This is a genomic window from Stenotrophomonas sp. AC248 (assembly GCF_979258185.1).
The window spans coordinates 3,447,962-3,465,057 of sequence record NZ_OZ409840.1 but is presented as its reverse complement, the minus strand read 5'-3'; the positions used below and the strand labels follow the sequence as shown (position 1 = coordinate 3,465,057).

Sequence of the window (17,096 nt, the reverse complement as noted above, 5' to 3'; positions counted from 1 at the left end):
CCGTGGCGAAGCGCCACGGTCCCTGCGGACCGTCATTCGTTGGGCGGCGTGGTCGGCTTGGCTTCGCTGCCGAAGCTGCCGTCGGCCTCGGCGGCCAGGTAAGCAAACACGGTGTAGGCGGCTACGTTCTGTGCCAGCGCGGCCGGGTCGATCTTGTCCAGCGTGTCGTCGGCGGTGTGGTGCAGGTGGAAGTAGTCGCTGCCGTCCTGCGCCAACCACGCCCAGGCGCCGCCCTTGGCGGCCAGCGGACCCACGTCCGGGCCGGGGCCGCCCTTGTCGGCGGCGTACTCGATGCCGAGTGGCTTGAGCACGTCGGCAATCTGGCGGGTGGCATCGCGCGAGCCCTGCGGGTTCGGCGAGCCGGTGTTGAAGGCGTAGATGCGGCCGGCGCCGAAGTCGCTCTCGGCGGCCAGCTGGTGCAGCACCACGTCCTTGGCATGGGCCTCGGCATACGCCTTGCCGCCGTACAGACCCTGTTCCTCGTTGGCGAACGCCACCACGCGGATGGTGCGCTTCGGGGCCTGCTTGAGCTGGCCGATCAGGTGGCCCGCGGCCATGGTGATGCCCACGCCGGCGCCATCGTCCACGGCACCGGTGCCCAGGTCCCAGGAATCGAGGTGACCGCCGATGACAACGACTTCCTTGGGCAGACTGCGCCCGGTGATTTCGCCGATGACGTTGTACGAGGTGGCCTTGCCGTCCCACCCGCAATCCAGGCTCAGCTTCAGCGTGGTGCTGCCAAGCGCGACCAGGCGGGCGAGCTGGTTGGCATCGGGTACCGACAAGGCCGCGGCCGGTACCGGCGTCAGGCCGTCATCGAAACGGGTGATGCCGGTGTGCGGCACGCGGTGCGAATCGGTACCGGCCGAGCGCATCACAAAGCCCACCGCACCCTTGCGGATCGCCTCGGACGGGCCCTTGCTGCGCACCGCGCCACCGTTGCCGTAGTCACGGCCGTCGCGGTAGGCGGTCATCTGGTAGTCGACGAAGGCGATCTTGCCCTTCAGGGAACCTTCCGGTGCCGCCTGCAGCGCGGCCAGGTCGGCAAAGCGCACCACCTCGGCCTCGACCGTGCCGCCCGGGCTGCCGCCCAGCGCGGTGATGGTCAGCGGCTGGGCGTGCTTGCCGATCACCTGGGCGTGTTCACTGCGGCGTTCCCACTTGGGGAAGGTCACCGGCTCGGTCCAGACCTTGTCAAAACCCAGTGCCTTGAACTTGGCCACGGCCCAGGCCACGGCGCGGGCATCGGCCTCGCCACCGGCGATGCGCGGGCCGATCTCGGTGGTGAGCGACTCGACCACCTTCCAGCCGGTGTCGTCCTTGAGGGCCTGCTCGCGCAGTTCGGCGGCGGTGGCCAGCGACTTGGGCGCCAGCGTGGTGGGGCCGGTCGCCGCGAACGCCGGGGCGGCCAACAGTGCGAGGGAGGATGCGATGGCAAGGACGCGGCGACGCATGGACAGCTCCGGAAAGCAGGACAGAAGCGTCCGAGCTTAGCAGCCTGCCCGGCCCGCACATGGGTGGGAGGTCATGGTTGCGCGGACGCTGTTTTCCATACGCGAAAACCCCGCCGGGGCGAGGTTTCGCATGTGCATCGGCAACCGCCAGAACCACCGGGTAGTGCCGGCCGCTGGCCGGCTCTGCATGAACCCATCATCGCCCGGAGCCGGTAGTGCCGGCCGCTGGCCGGCTCTGCATGAACCCATCATCGCCCGGAGCCGGTAGTGCCGGCCGCTGGCCGGCTCTGCGGACATCCAGCATCGCCCGGAGCCGGCCGGCGGCCGGCACTACCGGGATGCTGATGCTTCAGCGCTTGAGGTTGTCGCGGATTTCGCGCAGCAGCAGCACTTCTTCAGCCGGGGCGGCCGGCGCGGCTTCCTTCTTGCGGGCCAGGCGGTTGATCACCTTGACCACCAGGAAGATCGCAAACGCCACGATCACAAACTGCACCAGCGTGTTGAGGAAGTCACCGTAGCCGATCACCACCGCCGGGATTTCCTTGCCATCCGGTCCCAGCCGCGCGGGGGCAAGGGTCCAGGCAAGCTGCGAAAAATCCACCCGGCCGATCAGCCAGCCCAGCGGCGGCATGATGATCTTGTCCACCAGTGCGGTGACGATCTTGCCGAACGCCGCACCGATCACGACACCGACCGCCAGGTCGATGACATTGCCACGCATGGCAAATTCCTTGAACTCGGTAAACATTCCCATCGGGCTCTCCTGTGGCAGGTGTAATCAAATGACGGCGCAGCGTAACGCAGCAGGTGTCATCCGGCGATGATGCCGTGGCGCTCTGCCACATTCTCCAGACGCGCGCTGAAACGGTCCCCGGGCTGCAGTGCCGCCACGCCCGCCGGGGTGCCCATGAAGACCAGGTCGCCGGCCTTCAACGCCCACAGCTTGGACAGCTCGTGCAGGATCTCCGGCACGTTCCAGATCATCTGGTCCAGCAGCGATTGCTGACGCACTTCGCCGTTGATTTCCAGCGACAGGTTGAGCGCGGCCAGGTCGCCCACTTCACCGGCCGGCACCAGTTCGCTGATCGGCGCGGAATGATCGAAGCCCTTGGCCGGGTCCCACGGGTGGCCCTTGGCCTTGGCCGCCGCCTGCAGGTCGCGGCGGGTCAGGTCCAGCCCGACGCCGTAGCCGAACACCAGCGCCTCGGCCTGGTCCACCGGCAGCTCGCCGGCGGGCGCATCGCGACCGATCGCCACCACCAACTCCACTTCGTGGTGCAGGTCGTGGGTGGCAGGCGGGTAGGGGATCACATCGTCATGCCCGACCACGATCGCATCGGCGGGCTTGCTGAAGAACATCGGGCGGCCGCGGTCATCGGCTGCCGGAACGGCGGCGCCCATCTCGCGTGCGTGGTCGGCGAAATTGCGCCCAACACAGTAGATGCGGCGCACCGGGAACGTGCCGCCACCGGCCACCGGAATGCGCGGCTGCTCGGGCGTGGGAATTACATCAGTCATGCTCGCGTCCTGTCACATTGGGTCACAGGCAGTCTAGAACGAGCGCGCGCGACGTGCCACGCCAAACGTGGCCGAATGCGGGACGGACAGAGGGCCGCGCGACGGCGCGGCAACCCCTCAACGCGACAGCGGCAATGCCTGCTTGCGAACCACGCGGTACTCGGCGTCCACCACCTGCGGGTCGCTCGGGCGCGTGCCCTGCTTGCGCTGGGCAAGCAGCTTCCACGCAACGCCGGCGATGATCATCGCCGCACCCACGAATACCCCTACGAACACCAGCGCGGCCAGGATAGCCAAGCCCAACAGACCCACCGCGACGCGCACCAGCGGATGGCGCGGCTTGCGCGGCGCGAACAGGGTGCGGAACGTGTTGAACTGGAAGTAGCGCTTGTACATGGCGTTTCTTTGGCTGAAGTCAGCGAGCCATCAGTATCCGGGGTGGCCTCTGTCATTGAGTGAAAAACTCGTTAAACGTACCGTGCGTTCATTTCAAATCAATGACTTGTGTTCATCGCCGGGCCAGCCACGTGACGGCGTGAGAGAATGCCGCCCCGTTGAATCCGCGTGCCGACATGTCTGTTTCCGATACCGCCGCCGTTCCCCTGATGGCCCTGGACGCCATTGCCGACGCAGGCTTTGCCGAGGTCGAGGTCACCCTGGACGGCGACAGCGAGTCGCTGGTCATGTACCGCCATGGTGACGACGTGCGCGGGTGGTTGAACATCTGCCCGCATGCCGGGCGACGGTTGGACTGGGCACCGGGACAGTTCCTGAAAAGCCGTGAAGGCCATCTGGTGTGCGCCGCGCACGGCGCGTCGTTCTCGCTCGACGATGGCAGCTGCGTGGCCGGCCCGTGCAAGGGCGACCGCCTGCGCGCGGTACCGCTGCAGGTGCGCGACGGCCAGGTGTGGCTCGGGTAGGTAGCGACCGTGGGTCGCTACGCTTTCCTCAGAACATCAGGTTGATCATCGCCACCACCACGATGGTGTAGATCAACGACAGGGGCGCACCGACGCGCCATAGCTCGCGCGGGGTGTAGTTGGCCGGCCCGGTGATCATCGAGATCACCGGATTGGACGCGGTCATCAGGTTGTTGGACGCCGACAACGCCACGATCAACGCGAACGCGGTGGGGTTGCCGCCAGCAGCCAGCGCCAGGTTGACCGCGATGGGCACCATCACGATGGTCGCGCCCACGTGGCTGATGGTCAGCGAGAACACCGTGGTCAACAGCGCCAGCGCGATCTCCAGTACCCACACCGGAATGCCGGTGGGCAGGCGGTCGATGGTGTGCCCGGCCACCCACGCCGCCGCGCCGCTGCTGTCCATGGCCCAACCCAGCGGAATCAGGCCGGCCATCATGAAGATGGTCTTCCAGTTGATCGAGGCATACGCCTCGTCCATGCGCAGCACGCCGGTGAGCAGCATGCCGGCCACGCCGGTCATCAGGGTCAGCGCCACCGGCAGCTTGGAGGTCAGCGCGATCAGGATGGTGATGGCGAAGATGCTCATCGCGATCTTGAACTTGTGCGGGCGCTGCTCGCCTTTGGGGTAGTCGGTGACCACCACGAAATCGCGGCTCTTGGCGGCTTGGGCCAGGTCGGTCCAGATGCTGTGGAAGACCAGCATGTCGCCGGCGCGCAGGGCCACGTTGCGCACGTCTTCGCGGATCACCTGCTTGTCGCGGTTGATCGCCAGCAGGCTGATCCCGCGCTGCTTGCGCAGGCGCAGTTCCGAGGCGGTCTTGCCGATCACGTCCGAGGTGGGCGGGATCACGGCCTCGGAAATACCGGCGCGGCTGGGGTTGAACAGGTCGCCCAGGTGCTTCAGCCGCGAGGACATGCGCAGGAACTGGTTCTGCGCGAAGTCGTTGACCTGCGCGCGGGCGCCCATCACCCCCAGCACGCTGCCCACCCAGATGCGCATCTCCGCCGGCGGTGCCAGCCGGGTGTCATTGCCGGTCTTGAGCGCCAGCAGCAGCGGCGCGTCGTGCACGTTCTCCGCTTCGCCCAGGGTCATGCCCACCAGCGGGCTCTCGGCGCTGACCACCAGTTCGAATACGTCGCCTTCGATGCCGTAGGTCTTGGCGAAGTAGCTCTCGGTGCGCGCCGGGGTGACCCCGTCGTTGGCCAGGGTTTCCTCTTCGACCAGCTTGCGGTCGCCGAAGTAGCGGAAATACAGCAGCGAGGCGACCAGCAGCGCCACGCCGATCGGCAGCGGCGCGAACATGCGCAACGGTTCGATGGTGGCCAGGCCCGAGGGCAGGTTGTTGTTGGCCGACGCCAGGAGATCGTTGAGCAGGATCAGCGGCGAATTGCCCACCATGGTCAGCGCGCCGCCCATCACGATCGCCGCGGCGATCGGCAGCAGCAGGCGCTGCAGGGTCAGCCCGGTGCGTGCGGCCAGCCGCGAGGCCACCGGCAGGTACAGCGCCATCACCGACGGGTTCTGCATGAACGAGGAGTTCAAGCCGGCAATGGCCGTGGTCATCATCAGCAGGCGGGTTTCCACCCCGTGCCCGCGTCGCAGCAGCCAGGCGGCCAGCCGGTTCAACGCCCCGGTGCGGTCCAGGCCCGCACCGAGGATGGTGGTGGCGATGATGCTCATCACCGCGTTACCGGAGAAGCCGCCGAAGATTTCCTCCGGCGCGATCAGGCCGGTGACACCCAGTACCACCAGCACCACCAGCGCCACCACGTCGGCGCGGATGCGCTCGAACAGGAACATCGCCATCGTGAAGCCGACCAGCCCGAGCACGAGCTTCATATCGGTGGTCAGCGTCAGCGCGGTATCCATGGGGTGGCGCGGTTCCTTGGGCGGGGATCAGGTGCGGTCGTACAACAGGTCCCACACGCCATGGCCCAGCTTCTGGCCACGGGTTTCGAAGTGGGTCTGCGGGCGCCATTCGGGACGGTCCACCTGGCCGCGCGGACCGGCGCGGTTGGTCAGCCCGTCCGTGGCGTCCAGCACCTCCCACATCTGCTCGGCGTAGTCTTCCCAGTCGGTGGCGCAGTGCAGGCGGCCGCCGCTGCGCAGCTTGCGCACCAGCAGTGCAGCGAACCCCGGCTGGATCAGGCGACGCTTGTTGTGGCGCTTCTTGTGCCACGGGTCCGGGAAATAGATGCGCACTTCGTCGAGCACGCCATCGGCGATTTCCTTTTCCAGCACCTCCACCGCGTCGTGGTGGTACAGGCGCACGTGGTCGGCGTTGTCGTCGGCCAGCGCGTTGAGCAGACGGCCCACGCCGGGGGCGTGCACTTCCAGGCCGATGTAGTCGCGGCTGGGGTCCTGCTGGGCGGCAAAGCGCAGCGCGGCGCCGTTGCCGAAGCCGATTTCCAGCACCTTGCGCGCATCGCGGCCGAAGGTGGCGTCCAGGTCGCGCGGCTCGCCGGTGAAGTCCAGGCCGAAGCGCGGCCAGCGGTCGTCGAACGCACGCTGCTGGGCGGGGGTGAAGCGGCCCTGGCGCAGCACGAAGCTGCGTACCTCGCGGCGGCCTTCGGTAATGGTGAACGGCTTGGCGGGGGCCTTGGCGCCGGCGCTGTCGAAGGGATTGGTCATCAGATCAGCCCGTCCACCGGCGAGGAGGCACTGGCGTAGCGCTTGCGCGGAATACGCCCGGCCAGGAACGCCTCGCGCCCGGCCTCGACCGCCTTGCGCATCGCGCTGGCCATCAGCACCGGGTTGCGGGCGCCGGCAATGGCGGTGTTCATCAGCACACCGTCGCAGCCCAGCTCCATCGCGATGGCCGCATCCGACGCGGTGCCCACGCCGGCGTCGACGATGATCGGCACCTTGGCGTCTTCGATGATCTGCAGCAGGTTGTACTTGTTCTGGATGCCCAGGCCCGAGCCGATCGGCGCAGCCAGCGGCATCACCGCGGCGCAGCCGATCTCTTCCAGGCGCTTGGCCAGGATCGGATCGTCGGAGGTGTAGACCATGACCGCGAAGCCATCCTTGACCAGCTGTTCGGCGGCCTTGAGGGTCTGCACCACGTCCGGGTACAGGGTCTTCTGGTCGCCCAGCACTTCCAGCTTGGTCAGGTTGTGGCCATCCAGCAGCTCGCGGGCCAGGCGGCAGGTGCGCACGGCGTCTTCGGCGGTGTAGCAGCCGGCGGTGTTGGGCAGGATGGTGTAGCGGTCCGGCGGCAGCACGTCGAGCAGGTTCGGCTCGCCCGGGTTCTGCCCGATGTTGGTGCGGCGGATCGCCACGGTCACGATCTGGGCACCGGCGGCATCGGTGGCGATGCGGGTTTCTTCCAGGTCCTTGAACTTGCCGGTGCCGGTCAACAGCCGGGAACCGTAAGTCTTGCCGGCGATCACCAGCGCGTCGTTGGGGGCGTGTGGATTCATGGCGCGAATTATCGCCTATCGCGCGTCACGATGCTGCGCCCGTGCACGCGCGGTCCAACACGGTCAACCGCCGCCCAGTGCGTGCACGATCTCGACCACGTCGCCGTCCTGCAGGGCGTGGCTGGCGTGCCGGCTGCGGGTGACGATCTCGCCGTTGACCTCCACCGCCACCCGGCGCTCAAGCAGCTGCTCGGTGTGCAGCAGGTCGTGGACGGTGGCGCTTTGCGGAAGCTGGCGGGTGTCGCCATTGAGGACGATGTTCATGACGCCATTGTCCCTAATTGTGGCCGGTGTGCGTACCCTTGCCGGCCCGCTGCCGGGGCGGCGGAGGCCGCCGTGCGGGGTTTCCAGAGGCCCGGGGCGATTTCATGCGGCGACGCAGCGTGAATTGCCCGGGGCGCAGTGAAACCATTGCCACCGTGCGCCGGCGTACGTCCGGCTGTTCCCCCACTTCAAGGAGCTTTACATGCTGCTCAGCAAGCGCCCCCTGCGTTCCCTGATGGCCGTGGCCATCGCCATGGCCGCCCTGCCGGCCATGGCCCAGTCGCCGTATACCAAGACCGTGGTATTTGGCGACAGCCTGAGCGACGCCGGCTACTTCCGCCCGCTGCTGCCGGCCAGCGCGAACCCGATCATCGGCCAGTTCACCACCAACCCCGGTTGGATCTGGTCCGAGTACGTGGCCGACTATTACGGCACCAACGGCGGCGCGCACGGCAACGGCCAGGGCGGTGACAACTACGCCATCGGCGGCGCCCGGGTCGGTGTGGATACCAGCCAGGTGCTGGTGCCGGGTACGCCGGCAGTGCCGGTGTACTCGCTCAAGACCCAGATGAACCAGTACCTGGCCGCCAATGGCGGCAAGGCCGACCCGAACGCGCTGTACACCGTATGGGGCGGCGCCAATGACCTGTTCGCCATCCAGCGCGGCGCGCCGCTGGCCGCCACCCTGGGCGCGGCGGTGACCGATCAGGTCGGCATCGTCGGCACCCTGAAGGCGGCCGGTGCCCAGTACGTGGTGGTGCCCACCATTCCCGACATCGGCCTGACCCCGGACGCGCGTGCGGCTGGCCCGGTTGGCATGGCGGGCGGCACCGCACTGGCCAAGGCCTACAACGACGCGCTGTTCGGTGGCCTGAAAGCGGCCGGCCTGCAGGTAATTCCGGTGGACACCTTCCACATCCTGCAGGAAATCGTCGCCAGCCCGTCCACCTACGGCTTCGTCAATGTCACCGACAAGGCCTGCCTCACCGCGACCTCGCTGACCTGCAGCCCGGCCGCCTATGCGACCCCGGACGCCTACAATACCTACGTGTTCGCCGATGGCGTGCACCCGTCCAACGCGACCCACGAAATGCTGGGCCAGTACACCCTGTCGATCCTGGAAGCCCCGCGCAACCAGCAGATCCTCACCCACTCGGCGCAGACCATCGGTCGTTCGCGCGCCGACCAGGTCAGCTGGCATCTGGACGGCCGTCCGGCCGACGGCCTGAGCTGGTGGGGCAACCTGCGCGGCGACATGCAGCGCTACGCGCATGCCGATCTGTACGACGGCATGGCCCCGGCCGGCCTGTTCGGCGTGGATTGGGCGCGTGACGGCATGGTGGTCGGCGGCTTCGCCGGCTATGGCCGCATGGACGCCGACTTCGGCAACAGCAAGGGCGACTTCACCCAGTCCGATACCTCGCTGGGTCTGTTCGCCGGCTGGTACGGCGAGCGCGTGTGGGTCAACGGCCAGGTCAGCTACAGCTGGCTGGACTATGACGTCACCCGCAAGGTCCAGCTGGGCCCGGCGACCCGTATCCATGAAGGCTCGCCGGAAGGCAGCAACCTGACCGCCGCGTTGAACGCCGGGTATGAGTTCGGCGCTGAGGGCGGCTTCCGCCATGGCCCGGTGGCCGCGGTGATCTGGCAGAAGGTCAAGCTGGACGGTTACACCGAAAGCAACCCGAGCGCCACCGCGCTGGGCTATGGCGACCAGGATGTCGATTCCACCGTCGGCCGCATCGGCTGGCAGGCCCGTTTCGACGGCGGCAGCGTCAAGCCGTACGTGCAGGTCACCTACGACCACGAGTTCGAAGACGGCAAGCAGGCCAGCGCGTGGCTGCAGTCGATGCCGGACGTGGGCATGTACAAGGTGCCGGGCCTGGAGTTCGACAAGAACTACGCCACCGCTGTGCTGGGTGCGCGCCTGAACCTGTGGGGCCTGAACAGCAACGTGGGCATGAGCACCACCACGCTGCAGAAGCGTGCCCGCGACGTGTCGCTGTTCGCCAGCTTCAGCGGCAGCTTCTGATCCACCGCGCGCAACGCCCCGCACGGGGCGTTGCCGGCGGCTGGCGAAAGCCAGCCGCAACGGGCGGCCCAGTGCCGCCCGTTGCGTTTTTACCGCCCCGCCGCATAAACTTGCCCGGCGCAACGCGGGTGTAGCTCAATGGTAGAGCTGTAGCTTCCCAAGCTACTGACGAGGGTTCGATTCCCTTCACCCGCTCCATCATTGGCTTCCGCCGCAGCCTGCGGCGCTCTAGCAAGCCTTTGAACGAAGCGCATTCCCCTCTTTCTGCCTGCGCACCGCCATCGCGTCTTTCGCGTGCGGCATCCACACAGGGCGCCAGATCCGGGCACTTCCAATGACATCGCTTGGGAGCCATCGGCACGCGTTGGCCGCTGCCATCCCCACTTACTCGCGCATGGCCTCGAACACGAAGGGATTGTCGTGGTCGGGAAAGCGCAGCCGGTATCGCGCGATGCGCGTGATGCCGTCAGACAGCAGGTAGTCCACCTGCAGGCCTTCCGGATCGGTTTCCATCCCCGCGCCCAGGTAGCTGTTGCTCGGATAGCTGAACCCCTGGTGCGGCGCTTCGCGAACCGCGGCACAGGTGCCGAACAGCGGGGGCAGCACGTAGAGTTGCTTCTCATGCAGCAGCAGGACCTTGGTGTAGCGGTCGCCCTTGCCGCTGCTGACCTGGCGGATGTCCAGGCACACCGAGCTGCCGCGGTGCCACAGCGTCATGACCGCGACGTTCTCGGGAGCGATCGGCGCGTTGTCATTCCACGGTGCGGGCGCGAGGTTGATCGCACGGCTCAGGGGCCAGCGCTGCGTGCCCACCACCAACGCCTCGCCATCGAACGCCACCTCGGGTACGCCGGCAGGGGCTGTCATGGCCAGGTCGCCCGGCCCGCTCCAGAGCGTCTGGTCGAAGCGTCGTAGCGCCTGGCCCATCGAGGTCACCCAGACGCAGTTGCGAGGCGCGTCTGTGCAGGGCATTGCCATGTCCGTCCCCGATCCCTGGAACAGGCTGCCGCCCAGCGAGCGGTAGAAATCCCCGTAGTTGGTGAAGGAACCCGGTGCAGCCTGTGTCGTCGCCGACAGGAGAAGGCTCAGCAGGGCAATGCCGGCGGGAATGATCCGTTTCATGGGAAATCCATTGGAGAGTGCAGGCCTGCGCGGCGTCGACACGATTCACCGTGCATCGGCGGGTGAGGATGACGGGATCGTGGCACGGGGCCGCCGTCATACTATCCGCTTGCCCGATCTGAAAAAGGAACGTTCATGATCCGTCGCAGTGTCGACCGCACAGCGTCTCGACTGCGGTATCTGCTGGTGCCCGCCTTCACCGCAATGGTCGCGCCCGCGTGGGCGGTGCTGCCGCCGTTGGAGCAGTTTCCGGCCGAGCCCGGCGTACAGGCGACGGTGTCGACGCGCACCACCTTGCCCGATGGCACGCGTCGCGTGGAAGGGCGTGTGCCTGGCTACAAAACGTACCGGATCGAGGCCGACTGCACCCGGGGCAGCGTCGCGATGTACCAGTTGGAGAAGGGGCAGTGGGACCTGCGATATGCCGCACGGCGACGCGGAGAAGGTTGGGAGCGCAGCACCATCGACGGACCGGTAGCGCGCATTCCGGCAGGAACCAACCTCGACTGGCTGGCCACCGCGCAGTACGACAGTGTCTGCACCCCAAAGGTGCGGATGGATGCGCCGCATGTCCCGCGGGAATAAGCGCGCCGTGTCGCCCTCGCCGGGGCCCGCCGACCGTACGGCGTTGCGTCGCTACACCCGCTGGTTGCCCATTGGGGTGCTGGTGGCGGTGTGCATCGCCTGGTGGTCGCCATTGGGCGTGATTGCGGCATTGGCCGCCTCTATTGCCGTACAAAGCGTGCTGGAGCGCTTCGACCTGGCCGGCGACGTGCTGCCGGTCGGTGGCGCGACACTGCACTCGACGCCGTTGTCGCCCTTCGCCCGCCAGCCCCCCACCGGCGATGTGACCTTGGGCTGGGCCGAGCTGGGCATGGGTGGCCCCGCGTACTGCACCCAGATGTTGCGCGACGGTGCGATCGTGGGTGACATCGCCTGCGAAGGCGGAAATGCGCGAAGCAGCACGTGGACCGACCTGGCAGGAACGCCGCTGCGCCTCACGTTGGCCTACGTTGACCGCAGTGGGGCGGTGCTTGGGTATGACGCGCAGCGCAAGGTCCTGCTTCACTTCAATGCGGTCCCCCATGTGTTCTGGCAGATGCTCGGCGAACGGCGCCAGGCTGACGGGGACGCCGCCGCGGCGGCGTGGGTGCTGCGCCAGCCGCATGTGGCCACTGCGCTGGTTGCTTACCACGGCCTTTGGCTGGCGCCTGATGACCCGGCCTTGGCCAGCCCGATGCAGGCGCAGCTGCGTCACCGCCTGCCCGATGGTCGCGAGCTCAGCGCAGGCCTGCTGTTGCCCGACGACCTGCGGCTGACCGCACACCCGGAGCTGTTCACGCGCACGCAGCCGTACGCGCTGGCCCTGGACGGCGTTGACAGCGGGCGCCACGTCTGCGATCTGGACAACGTCATTGCCAGTCCCGGCGGCCAGTGCATTGTGGTGGCCGGCTCCTGCCTGGACGCCACCCATCGGCCAGTGGAAGGCGTGTGGCTGGTCTACTGGCACGGCCGCTGGCAGGCGGTGGGGCGCCATGTGTTTGCCGGGCAGGGCAAGCAGCGTCGCAGCGCCTGGCTGGAGGTGCTCGCTGCGGGCGACGACGGCCGTCTGGAATTGCAGGCCTATACCGAATGGGCAGACGCCGATGGCTGGCATCGGGAGCCGCTGGTGAACGTTCCCCTGTACGTGGTGGTGGAGTGGCGGCAGACCGCAGTGTCGGTGGGCGGCAGTGGCCTACGCGCGCGGCTGGCGGTGCCCAAGGGCTGACCGGGCATTCATCCGGGGGCATGCATGCGCGGGCGCACACCGTCATCTGGACACGGTAGCCCCGCGCTATGCTGCGCGCTTTCCCGCCCCTTCGCACCGCGATGAAACTCGCCATCCTGTCCCGCAACAGCAAGCTGTACTCCACGCGCCGCCTGGTCGAAGCCGCGCGCACCCGCGGCCACACCGTGCGGGTGCTCGATCCGTTGCGCTGCTACATGCGGATCGCCGCCGACGGCTTCACCATGCATTACAAGGGCCGCCCGATCACCGGGGTGGATGCGGTGATCCCGCGCATCGGGGCCTCGGTCACCCGCTATGGGACCGCGGTGTTGCGCCAGTTCGAGATGATGGGCGCGCGCACGCCCAACCCCTCCGACGCCATCCTGCGGGCCCGCGACAAGCTGCGTGCACACCAGATCCTGGCCTCCAAGGGCATCGACATGCCGGTGACCGTCTTCGGCGACAACCCCGACGACACCGTCGACCTGTTGTCGATGCTCGGCCCGCCGCCGCACGTGGTAAAGCTCAATGAGGGCACCCAGGGCAGGGGGGTGATCCTGACCGAGAAGGCCAGCGCGTCGCGCGGCATTGTCGAGGCCCTGCGCGGGTTGTACGCCAACTTCCTGATGCAGGAATTCATCGGCGAGGCCCAGGGCGCCGACCTGCGCTGCTTGGTGGTCGGCGACCAGGTGGTGGGCGCCATGCAGCGCCAAGCCCCGGACGGGGATTTCCGGTCCAACCTGCATGCTGGCGGCAGTGCCCGCGCGGCCAAGGCCAGCCGCGCCGAACAGCAGGTGGCGGTGCGCTCGGCCAAGGCGCTGGGGTTGAGCGTGGCCGGGGTCGACCTGATCCGCTCCAGCCGCGGTCCGCTGGTGCTGGAGGTCAATTCCACGCCCGGGCTGGAGGGCATCGAGGCAATCTGCCAGGCCGACTTGGCCGGCCGCATCATCGATCACGTGGCATCCATGAAAAAGCCTTCCATTTCAAAGGCTTGATTGGCTTTCTGAAACCTTTCGGAGCGCTTAACACCGGTTTAATCGACCCCGGCGTAGGCTTCTACGAACCGCAGCTCTGCCCTCTTCAGCAGGATCGGTAATCGGGAACACACTTCAGGCCCAGGCGGTTTACCGTCTGGGCCTTTTTCCAGCCGTCCGGGAACCTTCTCCCCCTGCCATCAGTCCCTTGTTACGGCCCGTGTGGACTCGTAAAGTCAGCGCTTCGTTCATGGAAGGATGGGAGTTGTGAAAATGCGTCGATACACCGTATTGGTTCTGGCCCTGCTTGCCGTTGGTGGTGCCTGGGCGAAGTCCACTGATGAGTCTGTGCGCCTCAGCCCCGATGAACCGGCGGCCGCTCAGCTTGATCGCCTGGAAGCCGCCCTTCGCAGTGAGAATTACAGTGAGATGACCCTCGAGGACAAGAACACCGTCCAGCAGGCCATCGGTCGTATCCGGCTGAAGATGGAAGGCCATAGCCGCTTCGATGAGCTCAATCCGCAGGCGCGCACTGCGATATTCAACGACCAGGAAGTGGTCAATACCGTGATGACCCGCGCCAAGGAAGACAGCCGGATGGTCTGCCGCCGCGAGCGCGTCACCGGCAGCAACATGCAGCAGAGCACCTGCCGCACGGTTGCCCAGCGCCGGCGCGACACCGAGGACAGCCGCAGGCTGCTCGACAACCAGCAGCGCGGCAACCAGACGATCAAAATCGAGACAAAATGACGCGGGCATCGCATCGCTCGGTGTCTACTATTAAGAATCAAGCCTGTATCGTTCAGCAGGCAGCGCAAGGAAATCGATGCTGCGGCTCCGTGCCGCAGCATCGCGGTCCAGGCCAATCCCTCATGAAACAGAGGTCACAGTGCGAATTCTTGTAATTGAAGACAACAGCGACATTGCCGCCAACCTGGGCGATTATCTTGAAGACCGCGGGCATACCGTGGACTTCGCCGCCGATGGTGTGACCGGCCTGCATCTGGCCGTGGTCCATGAGTTCGACGCGATCGTGCTGGATCTCAATCTGCCGGGCATGGATGGAATCGAGGTCTGCCGCAAGCTTCGCAATGAAGCCCGCAAGCAGACCCCGGTGCTCATGCTGACCGCACGGGATTCGCTGGACAACAAGCTGGCCGGGTTCGATTCCGGCGCGGACGACTACCTGATCAAGCCATTCGCGCTGCAGGAAGTCGAAGTCCGTCTGAACGCCCTGTCGCGTCGCGGCAAGGGCGTGCAGACCCGCGTGCTGGAAACCGGCGACCTGGAATACAACCTGGACACGCTGGAAGTGCGCCGCCAGGGCAAGCTGCTGCAGCTCAACCCGACCGCACTGAAGATCCTGCAGGCGCTGATGGAAGCGGCCCCGGCCGTGGTGACCCGTCAGGAGCTGGAAACCCGCGTGTGGGGCGAGGAGCTGCCGGATTCGGACTCGCTGCGCGTGCACATCCACGGCCTGCGCGCAGTGGTGGACAAGCCCTTCGAGGTGCCGTTGATCCAGACCCGCCATGGCATCGGATACCGCATCGCCGCCCCGGAAGCCTGATCCGGTGACGGCGAAGGGGGAGCGCCGCCGGGCACCGTACCGGCGTCGGCTGCGCAGTCGCATCATCGTGTCCTTCGCGCTGTTGGGCTTGTGCCTGACGGCGCTGTTTGCGTTTGCCACCAACTGGACCCGCGCACGCGTGGAAAACCAGCTGGTGGAAGACGTGTTGAACCGCAACATCGACGAGTTCGCGATGCGGTATCAACTCGATCCGGGCCGCAGCCCGGAAGTGCCTTTCCAGCAGGTGCGCGCGTTTGCCTACCCCAAGGACAAGTTCGACCGGGTACGTGAGGAGCGACCGGAATGGGCTGCCTACGCCACGGGCAACTACAACGTGGCCGGGGTGGACGAAGAGAATCGCCCGTTTTCCTACAAGCTGGCCGTCCGCAAGACGCCCGATGCGTGGTTCTTCCTCGCGTACGACATGACCGAGAGCATCCGCGGCGAAGCCCAGCTCAACCGCGCGCTGTTCTTCTCCGTCCTGGTCTTCAGCGTGCTGTCGCTGGTACTGGGCTGGTGGTCGGCGTCCAAGGTGATGAAGCCGGTGTCCGACCTGGCCGCGCGCCTGCGCGCCTATCGCGGCGGCACCAGCGAACCGGAGCCGTTGGCCCCGCGCTTCCCCGATGACGAAGTGGGCCAGTTGGCCCAGGCGCTGGATGACTATTCGTCGCGGCTCACCGAAGTGGTGCAGCGCGATCGCGAGTTCAACGCCGACGTCAGCCACGAACTGCGCACGCCGCTGGCGGTGATTCGCGGCGCTACCGAGCTGCTGCTGGCGCGCCCGGGGCTGGACGAAAAAGTGGTGCAGCGCCTGCAGCGCATCCAGCGCGCCGAACAGCAATGCACCGACCTGATCGGGTCGCTGCTGCTGCTGTCGCGCAACGAGCGCGGGCAGGGCAACAGCAATGTCGCGCGCGTGACCGAGCAGCTGCTGGACGCGCACCGTGCGCAGCTGGGCGGCAAGCCGCTGGAGCTGGTACTCGAAGGCGACCGCGATCTGGTCATCGATGCGCCCGAATCGGCCTTGTCAGTCGCGCTGGGCAACCTGATCGGCAACGCCGTGAAGTATTCGCAGGAAGGCTCGGTGCGCGTGCGGGTCAGTGGCAACCGCGTGGACGTGATCGACAGCGGCCCCGGCCTGAGCGCCGAAGACGCGGCCAAGCTGTTCCAGCGCGGCTACCGCGGCACCCATGCCGGCCATTCGCAGGGCGGCGGCATCGGCCTGTCGATCGTCAGCCGGCTGTGCGACCTGTACGGCTGGCAGGTGAGTGTGCGCCCGGGTGTTGAGCGCGGCGTGGTGGCCACACTGACGTTTGCGCCAGCGCTGTAAGGCGGCATCCGCGTTTCCGACGCAGGGTAGAGCCACCCCATGGGTGGCTGTTCTTCACGGCATACGGGCATCGCGCAGCCACCCATGGGGTGGCTCTACCGGGGGCTGGTCGCCAATTCGCGGTACAGGCGGTCCAGCTGCTCCACCTTCGCCTGCAGATGCTCCGGCTGGCCATCATTGACCACCACGTCATCGGCCAAGGCCAGGCGCTGTTCCCTACTGGCCTGGGCGGCAATCATCCGGTCGGCCAGTTCGGCCGTAATGCCATCGCGCTGCAGCAGGCGTGCGTGCTGCACCGCCACCGGCACGTCCACCACCAGCACCCGGTCGAGCCAGGGGTATTGCTGGCGGCCGCCGGCCTCGGCCAGCAGCGGAATGGCGGCCATCGCATAAGGCCCGGCGGCCTGCTCGCAGGTGGCGCGCAGCCGCTGCCGGATCGCCGGATGGGTAATGGCTTCCAGGGCTTGGCGCTCCTGCGCGGAAGCGAAGATGCGCTCGCGCAGCGCCGCACGGTCCAGCTGGCCATCGGCCAGCAGGATGTCGGGTCCAAAGTGTGCGGTGATCCGGGCCAGGCCTTCGCTGCCGGGGGCGACCACGTCGCGGGCCGCCACGTCGGCGTCGGCCACGGTGATGCCCAGTGCCTCGAAGCGGCGGCTGAGCTCACTCTTGCCGGCGGCGATGCCGCCGGTCAGGCCGATGATGTAGCTGCTCATCGGCC

At 67.2% G+C, this 17,096-nt stretch carries 18 protein-coding genes and 1 tRNA gene; 9 read left to right on the top strand and 10 right to left on the bottom strand.

Annotated features, from left to right (window positions below; all coding sequences use genetic code 11):
• Positions 1 to 32 precede the first annotated feature (32 nt).
• The 4 genes from ACZ0AE_RS15670 to ACZ0AE_RS15655 form a co-directional block, all read right to left on the bottom strand.
• Positions 33 to 1,454, bottom strand: a complete 1,422-nt coding sequence (locus ACZ0AE_RS15670; protein ID WP_038686595.1) for a M28 family peptidase — start codon at positions 1,452 to 1,454, stop codon at positions 33 to 35.
• A 349-nt stretch (positions 1,455 to 1,803) separates the two neighbouring features.
• The gene (gene mscL / locus ACZ0AE_RS15665; protein WP_038686597.1) at positions 1,804 to 2,208 is read right to left on the bottom strand and encodes a large-conductance mechanosensitive channel protein MscL; all 405 of its coding nucleotides are present in this window, start codon (positions 2,206 to 2,208) and stop codon (positions 1,804 to 1,806) included.
• A gap of 56 nt (positions 2,209 to 2,264) precedes the next feature.
• A complete protein-coding gene (locus ACZ0AE_RS15660; protein WP_038686598.1) occupies positions 2,265 to 2,972 on the bottom strand; it encodes a fumarylacetoacetate hydrolase family protein in 708 nt (235 codons plus the stop codon).
• 117 nt (positions 2,973 to 3,089) lie between these two features.
• Positions 3,090 to 3,368 (bottom strand): hypothetical protein, encoded by a 279-nt coding sequence (locus ACZ0AE_RS15655; RefSeq protein WP_137190173.1) that lies wholly within the window; start codon positions 3,366 to 3,368, stop codon positions 3,090 to 3,092.
• A gap of 176 nt (positions 3,369 to 3,544) precedes the next feature.
• On the opposite strand from ACZ0AE_RS15655, the gene ACZ0AE_RS15650 reads away from it, so the two are divergent.
• The gene (locus ACZ0AE_RS15650) at positions 3,545 to 3,892 is read left to right on the top strand and encodes a Rieske (2Fe-2S) protein (RefSeq protein WP_038691887.1); all 348 of its coding nucleotides are present in this window, start codon (positions 3,545 to 3,547) and stop codon (positions 3,890 to 3,892) included.
• A 28-nt stretch (positions 3,893 to 3,920) separates the two neighbouring features.
• On the opposite strand, the gene ACZ0AE_RS15645 is transcribed toward ACZ0AE_RS15650, so the two are convergent.
• The 4 genes from ACZ0AE_RS15645 to thiS form a co-directional block, all read right to left on the bottom strand.
• Positions 3,921 to 5,768 carry an SLC13 family permease gene (locus ACZ0AE_RS15645; RefSeq protein WP_038686602.1) on the bottom strand — a complete coding sequence of 616 codons (1,848 nt, stop codon included), beginning with the start codon at positions 5,766 to 5,768 and terminating at the stop codon, positions 3,921 to 3,923.
• A 27-nt stretch (positions 5,769 to 5,795) separates the two neighbouring features.
• Positions 5,796 to 6,530 carry a tRNA (guanosine(46)-N7)-methyltransferase TrmB gene (gene trmB, locus ACZ0AE_RS15640; RefSeq protein ID WP_038686604.1) on the bottom strand — a complete coding sequence of 245 codons (735 nt, stop codon included), beginning with the start codon at positions 6,528 to 6,530 and terminating at the stop codon, positions 5,796 to 5,798.
• Positions 6,530 to 7,321, bottom strand: a complete 792-nt coding sequence (locus ACZ0AE_RS15635; protein WP_128096404.1) for a thiazole synthase — start codon at positions 7,319 to 7,321, stop codon at positions 6,530 to 6,532. Before ACZ0AE_RS15635 ends, trmB begins: the two co-directional genes overlap by 1 nt.
• A gap of 63 nt (positions 7,322 to 7,384) precedes the next feature.
• Positions 7,385 to 7,585: a sulfur carrier protein ThiS gene (thiS, locus tag ACZ0AE_RS15630; protein ID WP_447595370.1), complete on the bottom strand. Its 201-nt coding sequence runs from the start codon at positions 7,583 to 7,585 to the stop codon at positions 7,385 to 7,387.
• Positions 7,586 to 7,787: 202 nt separating this feature from the next.
• On the opposite strand from thiS, the gene ACZ0AE_RS15625 reads away from it, so the two are divergent.
• Complete coding sequence (locus ACZ0AE_RS15625; protein ID WP_463601557.1) at positions 7,788 to 9,617, top strand: autotransporter outer membrane beta-barrel domain-containing protein; 1,830 nt, start codon at positions 7,788 to 7,790, stop codon at positions 9,615 to 9,617.
• A 124-nt stretch (positions 9,618 to 9,741) separates the two neighbouring features.
• Positions 9,742 to 9,815: transfer RNA gene (locus tag ACZ0AE_RS15620), tRNA-Gly, on the top strand.
• Positions 9,816 to 10,001: 186 nt separating this feature from the next.
• Here the strand turns inward: ACZ0AE_RS15620 and ACZ0AE_RS15615 are convergent.
• Positions 10,002 to 10,781, bottom strand: a complete 780-nt coding sequence (locus ACZ0AE_RS15615) for a hypothetical protein (RefSeq protein WP_463601556.1) — start codon at positions 10,779 to 10,781, stop codon at positions 10,002 to 10,004.
• Between the two features lie 93 nt (positions 10,782 to 10,874).
• On the opposite strand from ACZ0AE_RS15615, the gene ACZ0AE_RS15610 reads away from it, so the two are divergent.
• The 6 genes from ACZ0AE_RS15610 to ACZ0AE_RS15585 all read left to right on the top strand — a co-directional run bounded on the left by ACZ0AE_RS15610 (position 10,875) and on the right by ACZ0AE_RS15585 (position 16,378).
• On the top strand, positions 10,875 to 11,324 hold the full coding sequence (locus ACZ0AE_RS15610) for a hypothetical protein (RefSeq protein ID WP_038686611.1): 450 nt from the start codon (positions 10,875 to 10,877) through the stop codon (positions 11,322 to 11,324).
• A complete protein-coding gene (locus ACZ0AE_RS15605; protein ID WP_463601555.1) occupies positions 11,308 to 12,507 on the top strand; it encodes a hypothetical protein in 1,200 nt (399 codons plus the stop codon). Before ACZ0AE_RS15610 ends, ACZ0AE_RS15605 begins: the two co-directional genes overlap by 17 nt.
• Positions 12,508 to 12,608: 101 nt before the next feature.
• Positions 12,609 to 13,502 carry a 30S ribosomal protein S6--L-glutamate ligase gene (gene rimK, locus ACZ0AE_RS15600; protein ID WP_038686616.1) on the top strand — a complete coding sequence of 298 codons (894 nt, stop codon included), beginning with the start codon at positions 12,609 to 12,611 and terminating at the stop codon, positions 13,500 to 13,502.
• Between the two features lie 252 nt (positions 13,503 to 13,754).
• Positions 13,755 to 14,231 (top strand): hypothetical protein, encoded by a 477-nt coding sequence (locus tag ACZ0AE_RS15595; protein WP_463601554.1) that lies wholly within the window; start codon positions 13,755 to 13,757, stop codon positions 14,229 to 14,231.
• 139 nt (positions 14,232 to 14,370) lie between these two features.
• Positions 14,371 to 15,048 (top strand): response regulator transcription factor, encoded by a 678-nt coding sequence (locus ACZ0AE_RS15590; RefSeq protein WP_017356179.1) that lies wholly within the window; start codon positions 14,371 to 14,373, stop codon positions 15,046 to 15,048.
• Entirely contained in the window at positions 15,011 to 16,378 is a 1,368-nt protein-coding gene (locus ACZ0AE_RS15585; protein ID WP_051598742.1) for a sensor histidine kinase, read from the top strand. The genes ACZ0AE_RS15590 and ACZ0AE_RS15585 overlap by 38 nt, the downstream gene beginning before the upstream one ends.
• A gap of 95 nt (positions 16,379 to 16,473) precedes the next feature.
• Here the strand turns inward: ACZ0AE_RS15585 and coaE are convergent, their stop codons facing one another.
• Complete coding sequence (gene coaE, locus ACZ0AE_RS15580) at positions 16,474 to 17,091, bottom strand: dephospho-CoA kinase (protein WP_463601553.1); 618 nt, start codon at positions 17,089 to 17,091, stop codon at positions 16,474 to 16,476.
• Positions 17,092 to 17,096: the final 5 nt, after the last annotated feature.